The 20,970-nt window shown below is 74.0% G+C and carries 24 protein-coding genes and 1 pseudogene; 13 read left to right on the top strand and 12 right to left on the bottom strand.

What is annotated here, in order from left to right; translation table 11 throughout:
* Positions 1-3 precede the first annotated feature (3 nt).
* Complete coding sequence (locus OHA72_RS44915; protein WP_327002219.1) at positions 4-477, top strand: flavodoxin domain-containing protein; 474 nt, start codon at positions 4-6, stop codon at positions 475-477.
* A gap of 28 nt (positions 478-505) precedes the next feature.
* Here the strand turns inward: OHA72_RS44915 and OHA72_RS44910 are convergent, their stop codons facing one another.
* From OHA72_RS44910 to OHA72_RS44895, 4 genes and pseudogenes are all read right to left on the bottom strand, one after another.
* A complete protein-coding gene (locus OHA72_RS44910) occupies positions 506-1,297 on the bottom strand; it encodes a YwiC-like family protein (RefSeq protein WP_327002218.1) in 792 nt (263 codons plus the stop codon).
* Complete coding sequence (locus tag OHA72_RS44905) at positions 1,294-3,948, bottom strand: multicopper oxidase domain-containing protein (RefSeq protein WP_327002217.1); 2,655 nt, start codon at positions 3,946-3,948, stop codon at positions 1,294-1,296. Before OHA72_RS44905 ends, OHA72_RS44910 begins: the two co-directional genes overlap by 4 nt.
* Positions 3,945-5,099 carry a DUF8744 domain-containing protein gene (locus tag OHA72_RS44900; protein WP_327002216.1) on the bottom strand — a complete coding sequence of 385 codons (1,155 nt, stop codon included), beginning with the start codon at positions 5,097-5,099 and terminating at the stop codon, positions 3,945-3,947. The genes OHA72_RS44905 and OHA72_RS44900 overlap by 4 nt, the downstream gene beginning before the upstream one ends.
* A pseudogene (locus OHA72_RS44895) lies at positions 5,096-5,808 on the bottom strand (helix-turn-helix transcriptional regulator). Before OHA72_RS44895 ends, OHA72_RS44900 begins: the two are co-directional and overlap by 4 nt.
* A 60-nt stretch (positions 5,809-5,868) precedes the next feature.
* Between OHA72_RS44895 and OHA72_RS44890 the strand changes: the two are divergent.
* The 3 genes from OHA72_RS44890 to OHA72_RS44880 all read left to right on the top strand — a co-directional run bounded on the left by OHA72_RS44890 (position 5,869) and on the right by OHA72_RS44880 (position 8,169).
* A complete protein-coding gene (locus OHA72_RS44890; protein WP_327002215.1) occupies positions 5,869-6,660 on the top strand; it encodes a DUF2249 domain-containing protein in 792 nt (263 codons plus the stop codon).
* Positions 6,661-6,827: 167 nt separating this feature from the next.
* A complete protein-coding gene (locus OHA72_RS44885; protein WP_327002214.1) occupies positions 6,828-7,757 on the top strand; it encodes an RNA polymerase sigma-70 factor in 930 nt (309 codons plus the stop codon).
* A 10-nt stretch (positions 7,758-7,767) separates the two neighbouring features.
* On the top strand, positions 7,768-8,169 hold the full coding sequence (locus tag OHA72_RS44880) for a DoxX family protein (RefSeq protein WP_327002213.1): 402 nt from the start codon (positions 7,768-7,770) through the stop codon (positions 8,167-8,169).
* A 94-nt stretch (positions 8,170-8,263) separates the two neighbouring features.
* Here the strand turns inward: OHA72_RS44880 and OHA72_RS44875 are convergent, their stop codons facing one another.
* On the bottom strand, positions 8,264-9,484 hold the full coding sequence (locus OHA72_RS44875; RefSeq protein WP_327011777.1) for an ROK family transcriptional regulator: 1,221 nt from the start codon (positions 9,482-9,484) through the stop codon (positions 8,264-8,266).
* 460 nt (positions 9,485-9,944) lie between these two features.
* Between OHA72_RS44875 and OHA72_RS44870 the strand changes: the two genes are divergently transcribed.
* The 3 genes from OHA72_RS44870 to OHA72_RS44860 all read left to right on the top strand — a co-directional run bounded on the left by OHA72_RS44870 (position 9,945) and on the right by OHA72_RS44860 (position 10,784).
* Positions 9,945-10,199 carry a hypothetical protein gene (locus OHA72_RS44870; RefSeq protein WP_327002212.1) on the top strand — a complete coding sequence of 85 codons (255 nt, stop codon included), beginning with the start codon at positions 9,945-9,947 and terminating at the stop codon, positions 10,197-10,199.
* Positions 10,196-10,513 (top strand): hypothetical protein, encoded by a 318-nt coding sequence (locus OHA72_RS44865; RefSeq protein WP_327002211.1) that lies wholly within the window; start codon positions 10,196-10,198, stop codon positions 10,511-10,513. Before OHA72_RS44870 ends, OHA72_RS44865 begins: the two co-directional genes overlap by 4 nt.
* 148 nt (positions 10,514-10,661) lie before the next feature.
* Entirely contained in the window at positions 10,662-10,784 is a 123-nt protein-coding gene (locus OHA72_RS44860; protein WP_327002210.1) for a hypothetical protein, read from the top strand.
* An 86-nt stretch (positions 10,785-10,870) separates the two neighbouring features.
* Here the strand turns inward: OHA72_RS44860 and OHA72_RS44855 are convergent, their stop codons facing one another.
* Both OHA72_RS44855 and OHA72_RS44850 read right to left on the bottom strand, forming a co-directional pair.
* Positions 10,871-11,116, bottom strand: coding sequence for a hypothetical protein (locus OHA72_RS44855; RefSeq protein WP_327002209.1), 246 nt, complete (start codon positions 11,114-11,116; stop codon positions 10,871-10,873).
* A gap of 95 nt (positions 11,117-11,211) precedes the next feature.
* On the bottom strand, positions 11,212-11,385 hold the full coding sequence (locus OHA72_RS44850; protein ID WP_327002208.1) for a hypothetical protein: 174 nt from the start codon (positions 11,383-11,385) through the stop codon (positions 11,212-11,214).
* Positions 11,386-11,767: 382 nt separating this feature from the next.
* Here OHA72_RS44850 and OHA72_RS44845 point away from each other — a divergent pair, with 382 nt between their 5' ends.
* Positions 11,768-12,037, top strand: a complete 270-nt coding sequence (locus tag OHA72_RS44845) for a metal-sensitive transcriptional regulator (protein ID WP_327002207.1) — start codon at positions 11,768-11,770, stop codon at positions 12,035-12,037.
* Positions 12,038-12,190: 153 nt separating this feature from the next.
* Here OHA72_RS44845 and OHA72_RS44840 read toward each other — a convergent pair whose 3' ends face one another.
* Entirely contained in the window at positions 12,191-12,682 is a 492-nt protein-coding gene (locus OHA72_RS44840) for a DUF2231 domain-containing protein (RefSeq protein ID WP_327002206.1), read from the bottom strand.
* Positions 12,683-12,745: 63 nt separating this feature from the next.
* On the opposite strand from OHA72_RS44840, the gene OHA72_RS44835 reads away from it, so the two are divergent.
* Together OHA72_RS44835 and OHA72_RS44830 are read left to right on the top strand one after the other, a co-directional pair.
* Positions 12,746-13,423, top strand: a complete 678-nt coding sequence (locus tag OHA72_RS44835) for a response regulator transcription factor (RefSeq protein ID WP_327002205.1) — start codon at positions 12,746-12,748, stop codon at positions 13,421-13,423.
* Entirely contained in the window at positions 13,420-14,652 is a 1,233-nt protein-coding gene (locus OHA72_RS44830) for a sensor histidine kinase (protein WP_327002204.1), read from the top strand. The genes OHA72_RS44835 and OHA72_RS44830 overlap by 4 nt, the downstream gene beginning before the upstream one ends.
* 127 nt (positions 14,653-14,779) lie before the next feature.
* On the opposite strand, the gene OHA72_RS44825 is transcribed toward OHA72_RS44830, so the two are convergent.
* Positions 14,780-15,532 (bottom strand): hypothetical protein, encoded by a 753-nt coding sequence (locus OHA72_RS44825; RefSeq protein ID WP_327002203.1) that lies wholly within the window; start codon positions 15,530-15,532, stop codon positions 14,780-14,782.
* A 241-nt stretch (positions 15,533-15,773) separates the two neighbouring features.
* Here OHA72_RS44825 and OHA72_RS44820 point away from each other — a divergent pair, with 241 nt between their 5' ends.
* Positions 15,774-17,141: a wax ester/triacylglycerol synthase family O-acyltransferase gene (locus tag OHA72_RS44820; protein WP_327002202.1), complete on the top strand. Its 1,368-nt coding sequence runs from the start codon at positions 15,774-15,776 to the stop codon at positions 17,139-17,141.
* A 373-nt stretch (positions 17,142-17,514) separates the two neighbouring features.
* Positions 17,515-17,790: a GlsB/YeaQ/YmgE family stress response membrane protein gene (locus OHA72_RS44815; protein ID WP_327002201.1), complete on the top strand. Its 276-nt coding sequence runs from the start codon at positions 17,515-17,517 to the stop codon at positions 17,788-17,790.
* Between the two features lie 61 nt (positions 17,791-17,851).
* On the opposite strand, the gene OHA72_RS44810 is transcribed toward OHA72_RS44815, so the two are convergent.
* Complete coding sequence (locus OHA72_RS44810) at positions 17,852-18,313, bottom strand: Crp/Fnr family transcriptional regulator (RefSeq protein WP_327002200.1); 462 nt, start codon at positions 18,311-18,313, stop codon at positions 17,852-17,854.
* 209 nt (positions 18,314-18,522) lie between these two features.
* On the opposite strand from OHA72_RS44810, the gene OHA72_RS44805 reads away from it, so the two are divergent.
* Entirely contained in the window at positions 18,523-19,023 is a 501-nt protein-coding gene (locus OHA72_RS44805) for a universal stress protein (RefSeq protein WP_327002199.1), read from the top strand.
* Positions 19,024-19,119: 96 nt separating this feature from the next.
* Here the strand turns inward: OHA72_RS44805 and OHA72_RS44800 are convergent, their stop codons facing one another.
* A complete protein-coding gene (locus OHA72_RS44800) occupies positions 19,120-19,977 on the bottom strand; it encodes a universal stress protein (protein ID WP_327002198.1) in 858 nt (285 codons plus the stop codon).
* Positions 19,978-20,101: 124 nt separating this feature from the next.
* Positions 20,102-20,959 (bottom strand): universal stress protein, encoded by an 858-nt coding sequence (locus OHA72_RS44795; protein ID WP_327002197.1) that lies wholly within the window; start codon positions 20,957-20,959, stop codon positions 20,102-20,104.
* Positions 20,960-20,970 lie beyond the last annotated feature (11 nt).

Below are 20,970 nucleotides of genomic sequence, written 5' to 3'. Positions count from 1 at the left end.
GTCATGCGCATCCTGATCACCTACGCCGACGACGACGGCGCCGGGGCGGACACGGCACGCCTCATCGGCGACACCCTGATCCTGCACGGCTTCGAAAGCGTGGTACGCCCCGTCGAGGCCGCCGACGCCGACGCAGGGGACTTCGAGGCCGTCGTCCTCGGCAGCACGGCCCGCGCCGGGCACTGGCTGCGCCGCGCCGTCCGCTTCGCCGTCGCCCAGCAGCAGCGGCTGTGCGAAGTCCCGGTCTGGCTGTTCTCCAACGCCTCGCCGGGCGACGCGCTGACGCCGGAGCACGCCATCGACATCGGCCTGGTGGAGGCCGCCGTCACGCCGCTGGATCACCGGCCGTTCCTGGCCACGGCCGCGCCCGCGCTGCCGTGGGCGCCGCACGCGCTCGAGCCCGACCCGGGCGAGGTGTGCGGCTGGGCGCACCAGATCGCCAACACGCTCCAGACGTCCGCCGCGTCCGGGACGTAGGTCCCGGCAGGGCGCCTCCAGCCGAGCGTCAGCTGATGGTTGCGGTGACGAGGACGAGCAATGAGGCGCCGATCTCGATGACGCCGACGCGCACCGGCTTGAGCCGGCGTCCCGGCAAGACCCAGGCGCGGGCCAGCAGCACCACGAACACGGCGCCGATGAGCGGTTCGAGCCACAGCATCCCCGCCGCCGCGAGGAGATGGAACGCGACGGATGCGCGGCGGTAGCCGATGCTGTCGCGTTCCCGGATCATCGTCTTGACGTACAGCACGGTGCCGGTGAAGTAGGCAAGCAGGGCGATGAAGACGGTCGTGACGTCGGCGGGTGGGACGTGGGCGATGGTGGCGCAGACGAACACCATCAGGCAGCTTTGCGTGACGGAAGCGAGGTCGTTGAGCAGCGCGCGTTCGTCGCGGCGAGCGGCGTAGACGACGTTGACCACCAGGAGCGGCACGTAGCAGGGGGCATACCACAGCAGGTCCGGCACAGCCGCGACGACGAGCCCGCCGAGCAGCACGGTCGGTATCGCGTAGGCCGTCAGTTGGGTGCGGACCCGGCCGGGTCGGCGGGTCTTGACTGCCAGCAGCAGGTAGTAGCTGAGCAGGTAACCGCTGAGCCAGGCGATCAGCAGCGGCAGGTGCGGCCAGCGGAACCCGGCGGAGAGGACCCCGGCGAGCCAGGGCAGCAGCAGCATGGCCCAGGCCCCGTGCTGCGGCGGGATGAACCGGCGAACGGCCCGCCGGCGCGGTGACGCCGCCCGCCCGGGCCCGGCGCCGGCAGCCGGTGCGGGCTGCGGCCCGGTGGCTGTTCCTGGGATCATGATGCCCGCCCTTGGACGTCGAGGACGCCGCGGGCGCCGCGCTCGGCGTCGACCATGATGTGGGAGACGAACGGGTAGTGGCCGGCCTCCGGCAGGACGGTTTCGATGAACCCGCCGCCGGCCGGGCCGAGATCGAGGATCTGAGCGCCGCCGGGGTCACCGGGTCGCAGCTGGTAGTGGCCCTCGCGGTAGACGGTGTCGAACTGGGCACCGACGATGTGGAAGCCGCTGCTGCGGTTGGGGCCGGCGTCGAGGACCCAGATCCGTACTCGTTGCCCTGCGGTTGCGGTCAGTGGCCGATGGGCGTACTGGGCGGGGTAGCCGTTGAACACGACGGCGTCGGGCTGCTCGGCCTGCATCTTGGCCAGGTCGCCGGTCTGGCCGTCGGGGCCGAGGTAGAGCTCGGACTGCACGAGGACGTATTCGCGGTCGGCGGGGGCGAGGTCGGGTGGGTCGATGATGACGGCGCCGTACATGCCGTTGCCGATGTGCAGCAGCATGGGCATGGTCGAGCAGTGGTACATCCAGATGCCGGCTCTGGTGGCGGTGAACCGGTAGGTGAGGCGCTGGCCGGGATCGATGGGGCGCATCGGGGTGTCGGGGGCGAGGGCGCCGGCGTGGAAGTCGATGCCGTGGTCGATGCTGCCGTCGTTGACGAGGGTGATGTCGAACGTGTCGCCGATCCTGCCGCGCAGGGTTGGGCCGGGGGCGGTGCCGTTGAACGTCCACAGCTGCTGCCGTACACCGGGTGCGACCTCGCGGATCACCTCCTGCGCGTGCAGTTCGAACCGGTGGATCCGGTCGGTGCCCGTGGTGGGGGCGGTGGCGTCGCGGGCGGTGAACGCCGGACCGGGGTCGGCCATCGGGTCGATGTGCGGTGCGGCCTTCCCGGGCGCCGTCGTGCCGGGCGCGGCGCCGTGGTCGTGGGCGCCGGCCGTGCCGCCGGTGACGGTGACGGTCATGCCGGCTTGCCGGTGGCCGGGCAGGGAGCACCACCCTTCGACGGTGCCGCCGATGATGCCGGCGTCGAGGCGGGCCGACGCGTTGCGCCCGACGGTGCCGGTCTTGGCGCCGCTGGCCAGGACGAGGTCGTGGCGGCGGCTGTCGTGGTTGGTCAGCTCGATGATGAGGCGGTCCCCGGCCGGGACGGTGATGCGGTCTGGGTGGAAGCGCATGCCCTCGGCGGTGACACGGACGGTGGTGGTGTGCCCGGTGGCCGGCACATCGACCGCGGCGGCTTCCGGTGCCGCGGCGGGGTCGGTCGTGCGTTGGGCGGCGACACCGACGAGGACGGCGAGCAGGACGAGGGCCGTGCCGGTCGCGACACCGCTGAGCGATCGTGCCGGTGCCTGTGGCGACGCTGCGGTGGTCGCGCGTGCGGCGCCGGTCGGGGTGTCCGGTGGTAGGTCCGGCGCCGGGCCGGTGGGGCTGGTCACGAGTGGTCTCCTGGCGAGGACGAGCCGGGCGGCGGGGATCAGGAACTGCACCAGCGCGGCGAGGACGAGCAGTGTGGTGGTGATCCGCACGTAGGCCGGGACCGGCAGCAGGCACGCCAGCAGCGCGAGGTTGGCCATGACCACCCGCTGCGCGCCGTGCCGTTCCAGGACGGCGATGGCCGTGCGGACGCGGCTGGGACCGCCGCCGAGTGCCACGGGCAGCAGATGGGTCAGAGCGCCGAGCAGTGTCTGGGCGGCGAAGCCCACGAGGAGTGGCACCAGCACACCGCCGAACCGGTCGGCCGCGTCGGCCGGATCCGTGGCGGCAGCGAGGGTGGTGGCGTCGGCGGCGAGTGCGACGAGCAGCCATCCGCCGGCGGCCGCGAGTGACCAGGCGGCGAACGACGCCGGGGGCTTGTGCACGGCCACCCGCACCGCGGGCCTCATGACGATCACGACCGCGACGGCGGTGAGCGCGAGGCCCCCGACGGCAAGAACCGGCCACCAGGCGAGGACCCCGACGGCGAGCACGGTCAGCCCGGTGATCGCGACGGGCAGGGCGGTGCGGGCGGCCGCGACCGCGCCGTCGGCCATGCGGGTGCGCAGGATCGTCGGCCACAGCGTGAGTACGGTGCCCAGCACGGTGAGGGTGACCCAGCCGAGCAGGTTGACGTGGGCGTGGAACAGGATCAGCCGGGGCCGTGCGGTGTCGTCGGTGACGAGCATCCACGCGCCGACCGGAACACCGGCCAGGAGCGCGACCGCCGCGGCCACGTAGTAGTGCACGGTGACGGCGAACCGGGCCGGCAACGCCGCGCGGATCCGGGCGTACAGCCAGTGCAGGTGGGCGCAGATCGCGGCGAACACCGCGGCGGCGCCGGCGACGCCGACCCAGGGCAGGTCAAGCGCCGCGCCGGCCAGCACCGCCGGCACGCCGACGTTGAGCACGGTGAGACGGATGGTCTCGCCGCGGCGGCTGACCGGGGCCGGGGCCCGCAGGACGGCGGCGGTGAAGTGGGCGCTCCAGATGACGATCGCGTTGCTGACCGCGCCGAGCAGCAGCAGGTGGATGGCGAGCCACCGGTACTGCGGCAGCAGCGGGTGGGCGAGGCTGACCGCGACGACCCCGGTCAGGTAGCCCAGCGGCGGCAGGCTGCTGCGACGGTGCCAGCGGGCCCGCCCGGTCGGCGGGTCCGGGTCCGGTGTGGCGCTCACCGTGTCCCTCCCGCGCCGGCCGCGACGTGCCGTGATCCGGGCCGCGACGGGTGAGGCCGCACCGGCCGGCGGCGCCCGTACACGACGAGGACGACGGCGCAGGCGAGAAAGGCGAGTACGGCGGCGACGTTGGCGGCACCGGCCCACCGCCACACCGCCTCCCAACCGGCACCGTCACCGAGGATGACGCGAACCAGCAGGGACCCGTGCAACAGCAGCAGCGGGGCGTACAGCACGGGCCGGTACGGCAACGGGCGGCGCAGCACCGCGGGCAGGATCACCGGCGCATGGGCGAAGATCATCGACATGGTGAACCCGAGGAACACCGCGTGCGCGGTGGCGTCGTAGCGGGCGCCCGCCGCTGTCTGGCCGGCGCCGGTCCACAGGAGTCCGGCGAAGGCCAGCCAGGCGTACCCGGTGAGCAGCCCGGCGGCGACGTAGCGGGGCAGGCCGCGGGCGTGGATGGTGTGCCGGGCCACGTCGAACACGGCCAGCCAGGCCACGACGGCGAGCACCCCCAGACCGAACAGGTGCGCGCCGACGGTGGGCCACAGGGTCGCCGCCGTGGCACCGGCGATCAGGGCGGCGAGCGCGGCGAGGAACCAGCGCTGCGGGCGGGGACCGGTGAGGGCGACGTGGGCCAGTTCGAGGCGTTCCCCGGCGATGGTCGCGATGAGGAAGGCGGCCAGCCACGGCACCAGGTCGGGGATCGGCAGGCCGGCCAGCCACAGCAGGGTGGCGGCGTACCAGCTGAATGCGCCGGCGGCCTGGGCCAGCAGTGCCGTGCCGGGCTGGCGACGCCACAACGCGCGGTAGACGGCCAGCAGCAAGACCCCGCCGGTGGCCAGCAGCAGCTTGCCGGGCAGGCCAGGCCCGGCCACGATCAGGGTGAGACCACCGGCGCCGGCAGCGCCGGGCGCGGCCAGGGCCCAGCGGGCGCCGAGCGCGACGGCACGCTCCAGGGCGATGAGGGTCCCGGCGAAGCCCAGGACCATCACGGGGCCGTGCACGTCGGCCAGGGCCGGGCGGAGCATCGGCAGGCGGAAGCCGAGCAGCAGCAACGCGGCATACAGGCCGGCGAGCAGGGCGATGCCGCCCGCAGCGAGCAGCGGTATCCGCAGGCCGGCACCGACCTGGCCGGAGCGTGTCATCGCCGGCCGTCCGGCACGCGCCGGTTCGCGACGTCGAGCCGCACGACGCAGGCGTTCGGCGCGGCGAACGGCTCCAGGACGGCATGCCCGTCCGGGGCGCCGGCGGCGTGCAGCACTCCGCTGATCATCCCGGCGTGCAGGCCGCACATGATGTCCGGATGCCGGCCGACCAGATCCAGGAACGGGCAGGCCCGCAGATGGACCTCTACGACAGCATCGCCGGACGGTTGCGCGTCGTCCGGCTGATGCGCGGTGTGTGGATCGAACCCCAGTTGCGTGAGCACCTCCATGGCCGCCGCCACCGGCTCACCGGAGGACGCCGTGGAGGCCAGCCGGCGGCCCCACGCCTGGCCCGCGGCCACGGTCGCCGTGGCACCGCCGCCGGTGCCGGCGAGGTGGTCCAGGAACGCGCCGGCGAGCGCCCGGTACGGAGCGGGGCGGGGTCCGGCGCGGCGGACCGGTAGCGCCAGGCCGGCCGGCCCGGCGCGCCGCCGCTGGCCCGCGCCTTGACCAGTAGCCCGGCCTCGACCAGCCGCTCCAGGTGGGCCCGCACCGTCGAGGGATGCAGCGCGGTGCGCTCCACCACCTCGGCGCCGGTCAGGCCGGCGTCGGCGGCGCGGATCAGCCGCAGGATCGCCACCCGGCTCGGTGAACCGAGGGCCCGGTGCTGGGGCGTGTCGATCGTCTCTCCCGTAGGGCCTGGCCGCACAGTTTTCACGAGGGTTAACGTTACAACGTCAAACGACAAGAAAACTCGGGAGAGGGTGCCATGTCACAATCGGACGCCGACCACGCCGCCGCCACGGCAGTCGTGGCTCACCACACGCAACTCGCCGCCGACCTGAGCCGCTACGTCACGGCCCTTCGTGCCGCCGCCCGGGGGACCAGCCCGCTGTGGCGACGTGAACGGCAGACAGTGCTGGAATGGCTGCGCGCAGAGCTGCTGCCCCATGCCACCGCGGAGGAGGCGGCCCTGTATCCGGCCGCCGCCGACCAGCCCGGCGGACGCCTGCTGGTGGACGGCATGCTCGCCGAACACGAGGCGATCACCGCACTGGTGGCGGAGCTGGACACCGCCGACGCCGCGGTCGACGCCGCGGCAGCCGCACGTGCGCTTGCCGCAGTGTTCGAGGTGCACCTGGCCAAGGAGAACAACCTCATCCTGCCGCTGCTGCTCGACGCCCCGCAGATCGATCTGTCCGGCCTGCTCGCCGGTATGCACACCCTGCTCGGCGCCGAGGACACCCCCGGCCGCTGCGGAGGTGGCGGCTGCGGGTGCGGCGGCGACCGGGGACAGGCCGACGCGCCGGCGCCGGTGCTGAGCCTCGACACCCGTGTCGACGTGCGTGGCCTGCCCCACGACGATCGCCACGCCCGGGTCCTCGCCGCGGTCGACGCCTTGCCCGCCGATGGTGCCCTGGTGCTCATCGCCCCGCACGCGCCCCTGCCGCTGCTGGCCGAGATCGAGGCGCAACACCCGGGCGAGCTCGACATCCAGTGGCTGCAGGACGGCCCCGACGTGTGGCAGATCCGCCTGCACCGCCAATCGGTCACCGTCTGACGCCACGAGCTGCAGCGCCACCTGGGGGTGCCCGGCCGGCGGCGGTCCTGCGGGGACGGCGGTGCCTGGTCCCAGGAGTGGGCGGGACCATCACATGTCACAGGATGCCGGGCTGTCTTGACTCAGGTGGTGGAGACCGGACGGACCAGTGCGAAGGGGGAACCGGCGTGACCCGGGCGGAGGAGTTCGAGGATCTGCGGCCGCTGCTGTTCGCGATCGCCTACCGGATTCTGGGCAGCGTGGCCGAGGCCGAGGACGCGGTCCAGGAGACCTGGCTCGGCTTCCAGGCCCATCCGGCGCAGCCCGCGTCGACCAGGGCGTTCCTGTCGACCGTGGTCACGCGTATTTCGATCAACGTGCTGCGCTCGGCGCGTGTGCGACGGGAGACGTACGTCGGGCCGTGGCTGCCGGAGCCGCTGCTGGTCGACCCGTACGAGGACCCGGCCCGGTCCGCCGAGCTGGCCGACTCGGTGTCGATGGCGGCCCTGTTGCTGCTGGAGCGGCTCAGCCCTCTGGAACGCGCGGTTTTCGTGCTTCGGGAGGTCTTCGCCTTCGGCTTCGATGAGATCGCCTCGGCGGTGGGCCGTTCGGAGGCGGCGTGCCGCCAGCTGGCGGTGCGGGCGCGCCGTCACATGGAGGCGGGCCGGCCCCGGTTCGAGGCCAGCCGCAGGGAGCGCGAGCAGCTCGCCGAGCGGTTCTTCGAGGCGTTCCGGGAGGGCGACATCGAGGCGCTGCGGGATCTGCTCGCCGCCGACGTGCAGATGACCAGCGACAGCGGTGGCAAGGCGCCGCGTCTGCCCAGGACCATCCACGGTGCCGACAACGTGGCCCGGGTGCTCGCGGCGGTCGCGGAACCGCTGGCCCGCATCGGCGCCGTCGTGCAACCGCAGCAGGTGAACGGCCAGCCGGGCGCCATCCTGTCGGACCGCGACGAGCGGCCGGTCAACGCCCTGTCCCTGGACATCCTCGACGGCCGGATCCAGGCGATCCGCGTCGTGGTCAACCCCGACAAGCTCGGGCACCTGGGGCCGGTCGCGGACGCGTGGGCGGTCTCCCGCGCGTTCAACCGCGCCCGTCGGCCCGACGGCAAGCAGTAAGGAGCACTCAATGGACCTCAACGTGTGGCTGTGGATCGTGGCCGGCCTGCTGGCGACGATCCTGCTCGGCAGCACCTCCAAGATGTTCGTGCCCCGGGAGAAGATAGCCGCTGTCGGCGGTACCGCCGCGCAATGGCTGCTGGACTTCAGCCCCGGCGCCCTGCGCGCCATCGGCACCGTGGAGATCCTGGCCGCGGCGGGACTGATCCTGCCCGCCGTGCTCGACATCGCGCCGGTACTCGTGCCGATCACCGCCACCTGTGTGGCGTTGCTGTTCGCCTGCGCCGTAGCCATGCGCCTGCGCCGTGGTGAGCGGAAGACGATCGCGGCCGACCTGGTCTATCTGGTCCTGGCCGCCTTCGTGGCGTGGGGCCGGTTCGGCCCGGAGTCGTTCACCGCTCTGACCGGCTGACCGGCCATGAGGAAGTTCTGCACGGCGCCGCCCACCGGGCCGATTCGGCACACGTCGCGGCAGCCCGTTGCCGGCGGCCGCCCTTGGTGCGGGCCTACCGCCGGGAGTGGTCCCGGGGGCGGTCGCCGGTGCGGTCCCCGGTCCGGGCGAGGGTGCCCAGCGGATCGGTCAGGAGTTCCTCGAAGCCGAGTTCGGCCGCGCCGATGAGGGTGGCATCGTCACCGAGCTCGGATATGCGCAGCCGGATCCGTTCGCGGGCCACCGGCAGGACGTTGGTCGCGATGCGGCGCTGGACCGTGGCTGCCGCGGCCGGGTAGAGGTCCCGCAGCATCCCGCCGAAGATGACCATGGCGGGGTTGAACAGGTTGATGAGGTTGGCCACGCCGATGCCGAGCCAGTCGCCGATGAGGCGGACCGCGTCGCCCGCCCGCGGGTCGCCCCGCACGGCGTCGTCGACGACCGCCCGGACCGCGTCCCGGCCGAACTCGTCCGCCGGGCGGCCCGCGTTGTCCAGCAATGCCCGTTCGCCGACCTCGGCCTCGAAGCATCCGCGTGACCCGCAACCGCAGGCGCGCCCGTCGTACGGGTTGATGACCATATGGCCGACCTCGCAGCCGTAGCCGCCGTCCCCGTCCAGCAACGTGCCACCGACGATGATGCCGCCGCCCACCCCGACGTCGCCGTGCAGGTACACCAGGTTCCGTAGCCCCCGGCCGGCGCCGCGGCGCTGCTCGGCCTGCGCCCCGAGGTGGGCCTCGTTACCGACGATCACCGGCCGGCCGAGACCGAGACGGTGGCCGAGCTCCGCGCCGAAGGCCTGGTCGACCCAGCCCAGCTCGGGACCGAAGCGGACCATGCCGTCGCCCGGCCGGATCATGCCGCAGTACGAGGCGCCGAGGCCGACGCACGTCGAGCCGGCCGGGGCCGAGCGGTGCAGCTGGCGACCGAACCGGGTCAGCGCCTCCACCACCCGATCCAGGTCGGCGCCGGCCCGGGGCCGGACGGCTTCGTGCCGGTCGGCGATCGTGCCGCCCAGGTCGACGCGGGCCGCGGCCACCCGGTCGACGGCAACATCGAAGGCCAGCACGTGGGCCCGGCCGGGCTCGGGCCGGACCACGAGCGACGGGCGGCCCCGCCGGCCGGTATCCGCCGGGGTCTGCTCACGGACCAGGCCGGCGGCGGTCATCTCGGCCGTCGCGGCCAGGATCGTGCTGCGGTTCAGCCCCATCCGCTCGGCCAGTTCGGCCCGCGAGACCGGGCCGCCCAGGTGCAGATGGCGCAGCAGGGTGCCGACGCTGTTGGACGGATCGCGCAGAACCAAGCCGACCTCCCGTCGGACGCCGCACCCAGTTGGCGGTCCGGACCCTGAGTCTAACGACGGCGGTCGGGAGACGACGGCGATGCCGGGCGCCGTCGCGGCCGGGCGCGGATGCCGTGTCGTCACCGGACCGGATCTGCTGTGGGCCGACGTCTACGCCACCGCCGCCGTGGCCCGCGGCCCGCGTTCACTGCACTGGTTGGAGGCCCTCGGCAGTCACGCCGCGCTCCTCGTCTCCGCCTCGGGCCTGCGCCAGGTCACCCCGGCTGGCCCGGGCCGGCCGGCGGGCCGCGACAGTAGCGGCGCCCACCACGGCCCGGGGCTCCAGGCCTGCGTCGGCCGTGCCACGGCGGGGGCGAGCCTTCAGTTACCGGCTACGATGAGTGCTCGACGGGGCGAAGCTGAAGGGCGACGTGTGACGGCGACCGGCAGGCACGTCCGCAGCGTCATGCGGTGCTTGCGCGCGGCGCCGGCGTTGGCCGCCGGTGGACTCGGCTGTCTCGGCGCCCAGCTGCTGACCGGACGGCTGCTCGCCCACTCCCACGACACCGCGCACGGCATCGGTGCCGCGGTGCCGCACGTCCACGACCGGGCGGCCGCGGCCGCCCTGGTGGTCGGATCCCTGTTCCTGGTCTCGCTGGTCTGTTCCTGGTCTCGCTGGTCGCCGCCGTTGCCGCGGCCGGCCGTCGCGGCGCCACCCGGGCGGCCGTGATGTGGGCCAGCGCCCTGTCGACCATCGCGTTCGTCGGGATCGACCGCGTGCACTACGGCCCGGACGGCCCGGCACGGCCGTCCCCGGCGCTGCTGCTCCTCGCCGGGATCGCGGTCCACGTGTGCGTCGGTGCCGCGGCGGGCCTGCTGTGCTGGCGGTGGCTTGAAGGCGTCCGCCCGCCTGCCGCACGCCCCCATGTCGACCAGCCGTCCCCGGCGCGGCGGGTCCCGCCCGTGCGCCGCCACGCGCGGTTGCTGAGGCGCTGGTGGGCCCTGGCGGTTGCCGGCCGGGCGCCGCCGCGCCGTTTCGCGTGACCGCGCACCGACACGCCGCCCGACACTGAGGCCCGGTCACACCCGGCCGTGCCCACTTCGCTGACGACCTGCGTCGATGCCGCCTGCGCCAGGGCCGAAGCACGTCGACCCTGCCGTGCGGCGCAGTGACGACCGAACTGGAGCAACCATGGATAACGACGACAACGACGACGACGACACCCGGGTACCGGGTTCGGGCGCGCTGATCCTCATCAGCGTGATCGGCATCCTGGTCATCGTGGGGTTCCTCTACTCCGTCATGACCGGCTGAGCGGCGTCGCCCGTCTCGCAGCCGGACCTGAACGAGCCGCCCGGCGGGGCTGCACGGGCGGCTCGTTCAGCGGTGCGGGCACCCGGTCACGGGCCCGACCCGGATGCCGCCGTGAACGGTGCGTCAACCGGCGGGTCCACCGAGGCCGTGCCCGCCGGTCCCATCGGCGTCGTCGGGCCCGCCCTTCGCGTCGGCGGCCTTCCGTGGTGCCGGCCCAGGCCGGAGGCTCCGGCGTACACCAGCGCCAACCCGACGAGAACGAGCAGCCCGGCGGTGATCAGCAGGCCGCTGCCCAGCGGCACCAGCGCCGGGACCTTGACGCCCAGCCGCACTCCGGCGGCAAGATCGGCAGGGCCGGTGCGCCCGGTGGGCGCGGGCCGATCGTCCCGCGTTCAAGGTCCGGGCCGGTGCGCTGACGGTCGGCAGCTCAGAGGGCCGGTTGCAGCTCCTTCGCCGCCACCCGGTCGGGTGCGCCGACGACGCGGCGCTTTCCGGCAGCCGGGGTGGCGTGCCGGTGTGCCGCGACCATCGCCCCGATCACGCCGGCCACGAACGCGACGCCGAACTCGGCCATGAGCCAGCCGGCGGAACGGCAATGCATGGTGCCCTCCTTGTCCACGTCTTCCTCCAGTCCACCATCGCCCCGCGCGGCGTCGGCGTGCAGAGCCGTCGGTCCTGTCCGCGGGAGCCGGTCGGGCCGGCGTTCAATGCAGCGGCGCGTCAGCGTCGAGCGTGGAGCGGTCGTGGGGGACGGCGGACCGCTCCACCATCACCATGCCGTCGCGTGGCGGGTGAACAGTTCGGCGCCCGTGGGCCTCGCGGGTCGCTGCGGATGTCAGTCGTGCAACTGGTCGAGCAGGTCGCGGACCGCGTCCGCGGTGCTGCGCTGCTCGGCCCGGTCGATCGGCCCCCACCACGGCCCTCACGGCGCCGCGGGTGCCCCCGGGGGTATCTTGAAGAGCCGCAACGAAGGGAACGACAGCATGCAGATCGACGGCGACGCACTCGGCGACGTGATCAAACGGCTGCGCCGCGCCGAGGGGCAGATCCGCGGCGTGATCGCGATGCTGGAGGACGGTCGCGACTGCGCTGACGTCGTCACGCAGCTGGCCGCGGTGTCCAAGGCCCTGGACCGGGCCGGCTTCAAAATCATCGCCACCGGACTTCGGCAGTGTGTCACCGCCGAGGAGAACGGCGAGGACCCCACCGTCGACGTGGCGCGGCTCGAGAAGCTCTTCCTCTCGCTGGCGTGAGGTAGCCCGCGTCGGTCAACGCCGAGGGTCCCGTTCCGATCAGGACCTCTTCCCCGACAGATCCGGAACCTTCCGCGAATACCGTGGGGGGTATCGGAGATCTGGCAGACGCCGCCGGGGCGGCCCGTGGCGGCAGGCGACCTGGCGGGCCGGTCAGCGTCCCGGGCCGCGGGTCGACGCGGCCGGTGTGCGGTCCCACACCGCGCGGGCGCCGGAGTCGCCGACCCGGTAGACCTGCACGAGGTTCGCCGCGGCGATGACCAGCGCGAGCACCGACAGCGCGACACCGGTCGCGCCGCGCCCCACCGGGCCGGTGGCAGAACGGCGGGCTCCTGCGCGCAGGCGTGCCCAGACCATGGCCACGATGACCGCGAGCAAGGGCAGGGCGAACCAGATGAGGGTGTCACCGAGCTCGGCGTGCGCACCGGGATCGCCGACGCGGTGCTCCAGGTCCTCCCCGCTGCTGGTGGCGATCGGGATGGCGACCGTCGCGAGCACGGCGACGCCGACGATCAGCGCGCCGAACCGGTCGGCGAGCGCCGGGCGGATCGCGAGCGCGGCGGCGCCGAGCACGGCCAGGGGCAGCAGCACCACCACCGCGTGCACGACGAGCGGGTGCAGCGGGAGTCCATTGAAGTCGGGCATGTGCACCACCCTGACAGCGCGATCTTCGAGGTTTCTTAGCCGGCGCCGTGCCAGGCTTGGAGCATGCCCCCCGCCGACGACACCGCGCCCGCGCTGCTCCTCGTCGAGGACGAACGGGAACTGTCCGACATGCTGGTCGAGGTGCTGACCGACGAGGGGTACCGGGTCGACCGGGCCGGAGACGGGCAGTCAGGGCTGCACCTCGGCCTCACCCGGCGCTACGACGTCATCGTGCTCGACCGTGGCCTGCCGGCGGTCGACGGCCTGGACCTGCTGCGCAAGCTGCGGGCGCGGGGCGTCACGACCGCGGCGCTGCTGCTGACGGCGCGCGGTGCGGTCGCCGACCGGGTGGAGGGGCTCGACGCGGGCGCGGAGGACTACCTCGTGAAGCCGTTCGACCTCACGGAACTGTTCGCCCGGCTGCGGGCGCTGCGCCGCCGCCATCAGGAGCACGCGGACCGGCTCGCGATCGGGGACCGGTGGCTGGATCTGGGCGCCAGGCAGGTCCGCGACCGCACCGGGCGGGCGGTGACGCTCTCGGAACGCGAGTGTGCCCTGCTGCGCACGCTGGCCACCCGGCCGCGGCAGGTGTTCAGCCGCGACGACCTGCGGTCGCTGGTGTTCGACGCGGCCGAGAGCCCCGGTGTCGTGGACACCTACGTGCACTACCTGCGGCGCAAGCTCGGCCGCGACGTGGTCCGCACCGTCCATGGGCTCGGCTACCAGATCGGCCCGGCATGAACGGCGCACCCGACGCCCGGATGGTCCGCCGTGCGGCGATCGGCATCGCGGCGCAGGTCGCCGCCGCGGTCGCCGCGACCGTGATGCTCGTCAGCGTCCTGGCCTACTCGCTCACCGTGCGGGCCGAGCACCACGACGAGGAACGCATCGTCCGCACGGTCACCGAATCCGCCGGCCCGCAGCTGATCGGTTCGGACGGTGTGGTGCTGCTGCGCCGCGACGCGTCCGGCGCGGTGCGCTCCGGCCCCGCGGTGCCCGACGCGGTGTCCCGGCTGGACCTGGGGCAGCTGCGGGCCGGGCGGGGCAACGCCAGGGTCGCCGGCCGCGAGTACGAGACGTATGCGGTCGACCGGCCCGACGGCAGCCGGACCGTCGGGCTGCTCGACGTGACCAGCCGGGAGGAGTCGGGGGAGCGGCTCGTCGGATCGCTGCTGCTCGGCGGACTGGTCGGCATCGCCGTCGCGGGTGTGGCCGGACTGCTGCTCGGGCGCCGCGCGGTGCAGCCGCTGGGCCGGGCGCTGGACCTGCAGCGGCGCTTCGTCGCCGACGCGAGCCACGAGTTGCGCACGCCACTGGCGGTGCTGCACACCCGCGCCGAGCTGATTCAGCGCCGGCTCGCCCGCGCCGGTGACCTCGCCGACGATCGCTTGCGCGCGGACGTCGCACGGTTGACGACCGACACCCGCGCCCTCGGCGAGGTCGTCGAGGATCTGCTGCTGTCGGCGGAGCTGCAGCACCGGCCGGCGGCGGGTGTCCCGGTCGACGCCGGTGACCTGGTCCGGGACCTGGTCACGTCCGTCGGCCCGTACGCCGAACGCCGGGGCGTCACCCTCGCCGCGGACACGGGCGACGGTGAGCTCATGGTGCACGGTGTGCGGTCCTCACTGCGCAGGGCCCTTGCGGCGCTCGTCGACAACGCGCTGGCCCACGTCGACGCGGGGGGCAGCGTCACCGTCGGCGCGCACGGCGGCGCCGGGCGGGTCCGTGTCGCGGTCACCGACGACGGCGACGGCCTCGATCCTTCCGGAGCGGGCGACCTGATGCGTCGTTTCGCCCGCGGCAGCGGCCACGCCGACCGCGAGGGCCGCCGCTTCGGCCTCGGCCTTGCACTCGTCAACGAGGTCGTCCAGGCCCACCGTGGACGCCTCGAGATCTCCGGCAGCCCGGGCCACGGCGCCCGGTTCGTCATCGATCTCCCCGCCGCGAGCGGGACGAGGACGTCCTCGTGAAGCGGTGAACGCGACCGTCGTGGGCGAGGACGCCAGGGCCACCGTGACACGGCGCGCATCGCGGCACCGGGCCGGCGGCCGGTGCGGCACGCCGCACGCCGTCCCGCGCCCGTGACCACGGCCTGGGTCATAGCTCGCGGCGCCCGCCGAGGACGATCGCACCGGCGAGGGCGGCCGCCGTGCCCGCGACGGTGACGGCGGTCGCCGGCAGGTAGAAGCCGGGCGCCGTGCCGTCGACAAGACCGGCCGGCGCGCCGGCGAGTGTGGTCGGCAGCCACCGCCCGAGGCCACCGATGCCACCGAGGATCGCCATGGCCAGCAGGACGGCCAGCGTGACACCACCGGCGGCGAGAACACCGCGGACGACGGCGGCGGCGGCCAGCGCGACCGCCGCGACCGCGAAGGCGAGGAACACCGCGCCGAACCCGATCCCGGCCAGCATCCGCGCCACCGGCAGCGGACCCAGCAGGACGCCGGTCTCGTACCAGGCGGCGAGCGTGCCGAGCAGTAGCGCCGCCACGGCCGCGCCGGTGGTGACCGCGTACGCCGGGATGATGACTGCCCGTACACCGGTGATGCGGGTGCGCAGGAACACCGCCATCTCCCGGCGCGCGTCGAAGGCGAGTGCGGACGCGGCGATCAGGACGACCACGAGCACGCCGATCTGGGAGGCGTTGCCGGCGAACTGGGCGATCCCGTCGGCCGGTGTGGGGTCGGGCAGCTCGACGCGTACGCCGTCGGTGTTCAACGAGCCGAGGATCTCGCTGAGGTACCGCGCGGTCAGCGGCCCGGTGAGGCCGAAGAACACGTACACGCCCAGCAGCGCGACCAGCCGGCGGGTCCGGGTCAGGCGCAGCCATTCGAGGTGCCAGAGGCTCATGCATGCCGCGGGAGTATCCGCCGACCCTGCGGTCGGCGGCGTCCGCCAGGCCGGTGTCATGCAGCACGTCGACGCGGGATGCGGGAATCCGCGCGGCCACGAGATGCCAGCGTCCGCTGCCGCGCCCGGCTGGCCCAGAGGCGAAAGTCCCGGCCGATCCCGCCGATCCTGCTGCGGGCGCCGGCAGGCGTGGGACCTTCGCCCCTGCCCACCGCCGACCCGGCCCGGCATCGTGGAGCACATGACTGGCGGACCCGGTGCGATCGATCGGCTCAGCGCCTTCGATCTGACCAACCTGACGGTCGAGGCGCCGGACACCCCGATGCATGTCGGGATGGTGGCAGTGCTCGATGGCCGCTCGTTGCTGGACGCGGGCGGGCGGCTCGACCTGGCCGGGATCAAGGCCCGCATCGCTGCCGGCCTCGACGCCGCGCCGAAGCTGCGCAAGAAGGTGTACCGGCCGGGCCCGCTGGCCGGACGCCCGCTGTGGGTGGACGACCCCGTGTTCGCGGTCGAGCGTCACGTCGCGCAGGCGGCGGTCGATCCACCTGGCGGTGAGGATGAGCTCCTGCGGTTGACCGAGGCGCTGATGCGGACGTTGCTGGACCGCTCGCGGCCGCTGTGGCAGCTGTGGGTCGTGACCGGCCTGCCCGATCAGCGGCTGGCGGTCGTGGTCAAGCTGCACCATGCGGTCGGCGACGGCGTCGCGGCGATGCGCCTGATCGGCGCGCTGCTCGACCCGCCGGCCGGCGGGCCGGGCGTGCCGCCGTGGGCACCGGTGCCGCCGCCGCGCCGACGTGACCTGGTGGTGCAGCGGTTCCAGGGCCGAACCGGCCGGCGCGTGCGTCGCACCGCCGGGCGGCCGCCGTTGCGGCGGACGCTGCGGGGCGCCTGGCAGATCCTGCGGCAGGGTTGGGCGGCGCCGCGGACTTCGCTGAACGCGCCGATCGGTCCGGGGCGGCGGTTGGGGGTCGTCCGCCTGGATCTGGCTGAGGCGAAGGCCGTCGCCCACGCCGCCGGCGGCAAGGTCAACGACGTGCTCGTGACCCTGGCCGGTGGTGGGCTGCGCGGCCTGCTGCGGTCCAGAGGCGAGCCGGTCGACGGCGTCGAGTTGCGGGTCGCCGTCGCCGTGTCGCTGCGTGGCACGGACCGGCGCTCCGCCGACGGCAACCACAACGGCAGTTTCGTGATCCGCCTGCCGTTGCACGGTGCGGATCCGGCCGAGCGGCTGCGTGCCGTGACGGCCGGGACCAGGCGGGCCAAGCAGGACCAGCCGGCCGTCATGCAGCAGCACTTCATGGCCGTCGTGGCCCGCACCGGGCTGGCCCGGCGGTTGAGCCGGTCCCAGCACCTGATCAACTTCGTCGAGAGCAACGTCCCCGGCCCGCCCGCGCCGATCCGGATGCTCGGCGCGCCGGTGCTCGATCTGGTGCCCGTCGGTGCCATCGCGGGCAACCTGACCATCACCTTCCTGGCCGTCTCCTACGCCGGCCGGCTCGTCGTCAGTGTGCTCGCCGACCGGGACCGCGTCCCGGACCTGCCGGTCGTGGTGGCCGGCATGGCACAGGAGTGGGCCGGTCTGCGGGAGCACCTGGGCGCGGCCGCATGACGGCGCCTCGTCCGCCAGGTGCCCGCGGCGACGGCCGGCGACCGGGGACGGGCCGGCACCGACGGCGGAGACGACGCTCAGCGTGCCGGCGGCGGGTGCCGGTGCCGGAAGGTCCGCCACCGGCGGGCCGTTCGGCCCGGGACATCGCGACGCTGCGGCGCGACCATGGGCGATATGGCCTCGACCGGCATCCACGTGTCGTCCGGCCGGATGCCTGTACGTCAGGGCGGTCCGTAGGGACTGTCACCGAGGGCGGCTGGGCGTGGCCGCAATACCATTGCAGCGACGGCCGTTGCGATGCGGGCGCTGATCGCGCCGTGACACCCGGGCCGCCGAGGACTGGATCGTGGACCCTCAGAAGGGATGCGCGAACATGGAAATCTCCGGGATCTTCACCGCTCTGATCATCGGCTTGGTCATCGGCGTGCTGGGGCGGCTCGTCCTACCGGGCCGGCAACAGATCGGGTTCTTGCTCACCCTCGTGGTCGGCGTCGTCGCCGCGCTGCTGGGCACGCTCGTCGCCACCATGATCGGCGTGGCCGACACCCGCGGCATCGACTGGATCGAGCTGGCGTTGCAGGTTGCCTTCGCCGCCGGCGGCGTCGCTCTCGTCGACGGTGTCCGCGGCCGGCGAGCCATCACCAGGTGATCACCCGCCGTCCGGCGCGCGGCTGAGCCCCGGGCGTGTCAGGCGGCCGTCGCCGTGGCGATCACGGTGTTTCGCCGTACAGTTCGAGCATCCGCATGCGGGTCGCCTGCATGCGTTCGACCACCACCTCGATGAGCCGCCTGGTCAGCTCGTAGCCGAGCTCCGGTTCCGCGGCGCACATGGCACGGATGCCCGCGCCGTCGAAGCTGATCGCGAGGACGGGGCTGCCGGCCGTGGCGCCGAAGTGCCAGCGGTAAGGCGGGAACAACCACGACCAGCCCAGCACCTGCCCGGGACCGATGGTCTCCAGCACGATGTCGCCCCGGCCGGGCAGGTGCGTGTCGAGGTTGACGAGGCCGTCGCGGATGAGCCAGAACCGGTCGGCCCGGCCGCCCTCGTTGAAGATGCGGGTGCCGGCATGGAACGTGACGCGGTGCGAGTAGTGCGCCATGCGGTCCAGGAACCGGTCCGGTACCCCGGCCATGAACGGATGCGCGACGAGCAGATCGTGTGCGGTGATCATTGAGCTCACCTCCGCGTGGTGTGGTGGCGTCTGCTTCCCAGCCAACCCGGCCTGGCCTGACGCCGGGTAGGGTCACATGCCCCATCCGGACGGGACCACCGTCACCGCCGGACGGGTCGTCAGGCACTGACGGCCGACGGCCACGGCGGCATAACGTCATGACGCCACCGGCCGGTGGCACGTGCGACGCCGGGCGAAGGGACAGGATCATGCGGACATCCACGCGCGTGGTGGTCGGGGTCGACGGGTCGATGGCCGGCCTGCGTGCGCTGCGGCTCGCGGTGGCGCAGGCCCAGCTGCGGCACGCCGAGCTGCATGCGCTGCGAGCGTGGACCTTCCGTCCCAAGGGACGCGGCGGGATGGCCGGCTACGACGAGCAGGAGTACGCGGTGTACGAGTCGACCGTGGCCGCGTTCGCCGACGCCATGGGCGGCGCACCCGCCGACCTCGACCTGGTCCTCGGCACGGTGCTCGGACCGCCCGGCAAGGCCCTCGTCCAGTACGCCGACAGGGAAGAGGACCTGCTGGTCGTCGGCAGCTCGCAGGTGCGTTCGCTGCGCCGGCTGTTCCACCCGCCCGTGGCACGGTACTGCGCCGCGCACGCCGCGTGCCCGGTCCTGGTCGTGCCGCCGGACGGGTTCGCCAAGCAGGCCAGACGCGAGGGCATGGGCCGGTCGATCCGCCGCGACCTGCCACAGTTCATCGGCTGACCGCAACGCCGGCTTCGGACCAGGGGCGCCGACACGAGCTCGAGCAGCACCCGCCCGTGTCCGCGTCCCGCAGGGCGGTGACGCCCGGCACCGGGGTCAGGAGGGCTTCGGCGCGTGCACGATCAGCACCGGGCATTCGGCGTGGTGCATGAGCTGCTGGCCGACGGAGCCCAGGAGCAGCCCGGTGAAGCCGCCGTGTCCGCGGCTGCCGACCACGATCAGCTGGGCGGTGCGCGAGGCGCCGACGAGCACCTCGGCCGTCCGGCCGTTCACGAGCAGCGTCTCCACCTTGACGGAGGGGTACTTCTCCTTCCACCCGGTCACCGAGGCGTCCAGCGCCCGGCGTTCGGACGCCTCGATCACGCCGGCCGGCAGTGCGGTGACCGCGGGCGGGACGTAGGCGCGCACGGCGAGCACGCCGGTGCCGCGCAGCCGGGCCGTCTCGAACGCGATGCCCAGCGCGGCGTGCGAGCTGGCGGAGCCGTCGGCACCGGCGACGACCGGGCCGTCGACGGCGTCGTGCCGACCGCGCACCACGACGACGGGTGCGTGGGCGTGCGTGGCAACCTGCTGGCTGACCGACCCGACGAGCAGGTTGGTGATCCCGCCGCCACCGCGGTTCCCGACGACGATCAGGCCGGCGCCGGTGTCGCCGAGGTCGATCAGGGCCGGTGCGGGTGCCGCGTGCAGGGCCGTGCCGACGACCTGGATGCCGGTGCCCCGCCGGCGGACCTGCTCGACGATCTCGGCGACCAGGCGGTCGCCGCGCTCCTGCGCCTCGGCCGTCATCTGCGCGACCGGGCCGTCGTACTCGGCGCCGGGCCAGGCCAGGAGGTAGGCGTACACGATGTGCAGCCGAGACCCTGTCCGCTCGGCCTCGGCGGCGGCCCAGCCGACCGCGTCGCGGGCCCCGATCGACCCGTCGTATCCCACGACGATCCGCTGCGCGTCCATCGCATCCTCCTTCGGAAGCATCCGAGTTCAGCGTGCGACGGTGCCCCTCGGCACGGCAGGGGCACAGGGTCCGGACCGGCGGGACCTTCGGCCCGGGATCGGCGCGGGATCGGCGCGGATCGCCTCAGGCATCGCGCAGCACGAGGACCGGGCAGTCGGAGCGCTGCAACAGATGCTGGGTGACCGGATCGAGCGCCGGCCCGAGGACGCCGAGATGCCCGTGCCCGTCCAGCACGAGCAGTTGCGCGCTGCGCGACGCGGCCACGAGGACGTCCGCCGCGTTGCCGGTGGCGAGCTCGACCTCCACCGGCACCGTCGGGTACCGCCCCTGCATGCGGGCCACGGCCTCGGTGACCTCGACCGCGACGAGGGTCCGCAGGCCGGTGGTGGCGGCCGCCGCCGGCACCGGCGCCGCGGCGTGCGCGTCCGCCCCGACGGTCCGCACCGCGACGAGGCCGCAGCCACGGCGGTACGCCTCGTCGAACGCGGTCGCGAGCACCCGGTCACTCGCCGGTGTGTCGTCGATGCCGGCGACCACCGGCCCGATCGCGGTGTGCGCGCGCCCCCGCACGACGGCGACGGGGCAGGCGGCGTTGGTGGCCATGTCCAGGCCGACCGAACCCAGCAGCGCCGATGCGAGCGCGCCCCGGCCGTGCGAGCCGACGACGAGCAGCGCCGCCGTGCCCGCCTCGGTGAGCAGCGCCTCGGTCGGCATGCCGAGGACCGCGGAGCCCTGGACGTCGATGGCGGGCCGGACGCCCCGGGCGTCGGCGACCGCTGTGGCGGCGACGGCGGCGGCCTGCTCGCGGGCGGCCGCGTCCAGCTGGGACGCCGACGTGCCCGGGCCGGGCAGGTGCCAGTGGTAGACGCAGACGATCCGCAGCCGCGCGCCGGTGCGTGCCGCCTGATGAGCGGCCCAGCGGACCGCGTACGTGCCGGCCGTCGAGCCGTCGGTGCCGACGACGATGTCGGTGGGTCGCATCGGGTTTCCCT

It is taken from the genome of Dactylosporangium sp. NBC_01737, from assembly GCF_035963215.1.
Taxonomy (GTDB): Bacteria; Actinomycetota; Actinomycetes; order Mycobacteriales; family Micromonosporaceae; genus Dactylosporangium.
This window is presented reverse-complemented; position numbering and strand designations above follow the sequence as displayed.

Coding starts and splice junctions, on each gene's coding strand:
- OHA72_RS44840 (WP_327002206.1), bottom strand. CDS start 12,682: ATGCCCGACTTCAATGGACTCCCGCTGCACCCGCTCGTCGTGCACGCG.
- OHA72_RS44800 (WP_327002198.1), bottom strand. CDS start 19,977: ATGGACGCGCAGCGGATCGTCGTGGGATACGACGGGTCGATCGGGGCC.
- OHA72_RS44825 (WP_327002203.1), bottom strand. CDS start 15,532: ATGAGCCTCTGGCACCTCGAATGGCTGCGCCTGACCCGGACCCGCCGG.
- OHA72_RS44835 (WP_327002205.1), top strand. CDS start 12,746: ATGCCCCCCGCCGACGACACCGCGCCCGCGCTGCTCCTCGTCGAGGAC.
- OHA72_RS44890 (WP_327002215.1), top strand. CDS start 5,869: ATGTCACAATCGGACGCCGACCACGCCGCCGCCACGGCAGTCGTGGCT.
- OHA72_RS44880 (WP_327002213.1), top strand. CDS start 7,768: ATGGACCTCAACGTGTGGCTGTGGATCGTGGCCGGCCTGCTGGCGACG.
- OHA72_RS44915 (WP_327002219.1), top strand. CDS start 4: ATGCGCATCCTGATCACCTACGCCGACGACGACGGCGCCGGGGCGGAC.
- OHA72_RS44810 (WP_327002200.1), bottom strand. CDS start 18,313: ATGATCACCGCACACGATCTGCTCGTCGCGCATCCGTTCATGGCCGGG.
- OHA72_RS44795 (WP_327002197.1), bottom strand. CDS start 20,959: ATGCGACCCACCGACATCGTCGTCGGCACCGACGGCTCGACGGCCGGC.
- OHA72_RS44910 (WP_327002218.1), bottom strand. CDS start 1,297: ATGATCCCAGGAACAGCCACCGGGCCGCAGCCCGCACCGGCTGCCGGC.
- OHA72_RS44850 (WP_327002208.1), bottom strand. CDS start 11,385: ATGCATTGCCGTTCCGCCGGCTGGCTCATGGCCGAGTTCGGCGTCGCG.
- OHA72_RS44830 (WP_327002204.1), top strand. CDS start 13,420: ATGAACGGCGCACCCGACGCCCGGATGGTCCGCCGTGCGGCGATCGGC.
- OHA72_RS44845 (WP_327002207.1), top strand. CDS start 11,768: ATGCAGATCGACGGCGACGCACTCGGCGACGTGATCAAACGGCTGCGC.
- OHA72_RS44900 (WP_327002216.1), bottom strand. CDS start 5,099: ATGACACGCTCCGGCCAGGTCGGTGCCGGCCTGCGGATACCGCTGCTC.
- OHA72_RS44860 (WP_327002210.1), top strand. CDS start 10,662: ATGGATAACGACGACAACGACGACGACGACACCCGGGTACCGGGTTCG.
- OHA72_RS44815 (WP_327002201.1), top strand. CDS start 17,515: ATGGAAATCTCCGGGATCTTCACCGCTCTGATCATCGGCTTGGTCATC.
- OHA72_RS44805 (WP_327002199.1), top strand. CDS start 18,523: ATGCGGACATCCACGCGCGTGGTGGTCGGGGTCGACGGGTCGATGGCC.
- OHA72_RS44820 (WP_327002202.1), top strand. CDS start 15,774: ATGACTGGCGGACCCGGTGCGATCGATCGGCTCAGCGCCTTCGATCTG.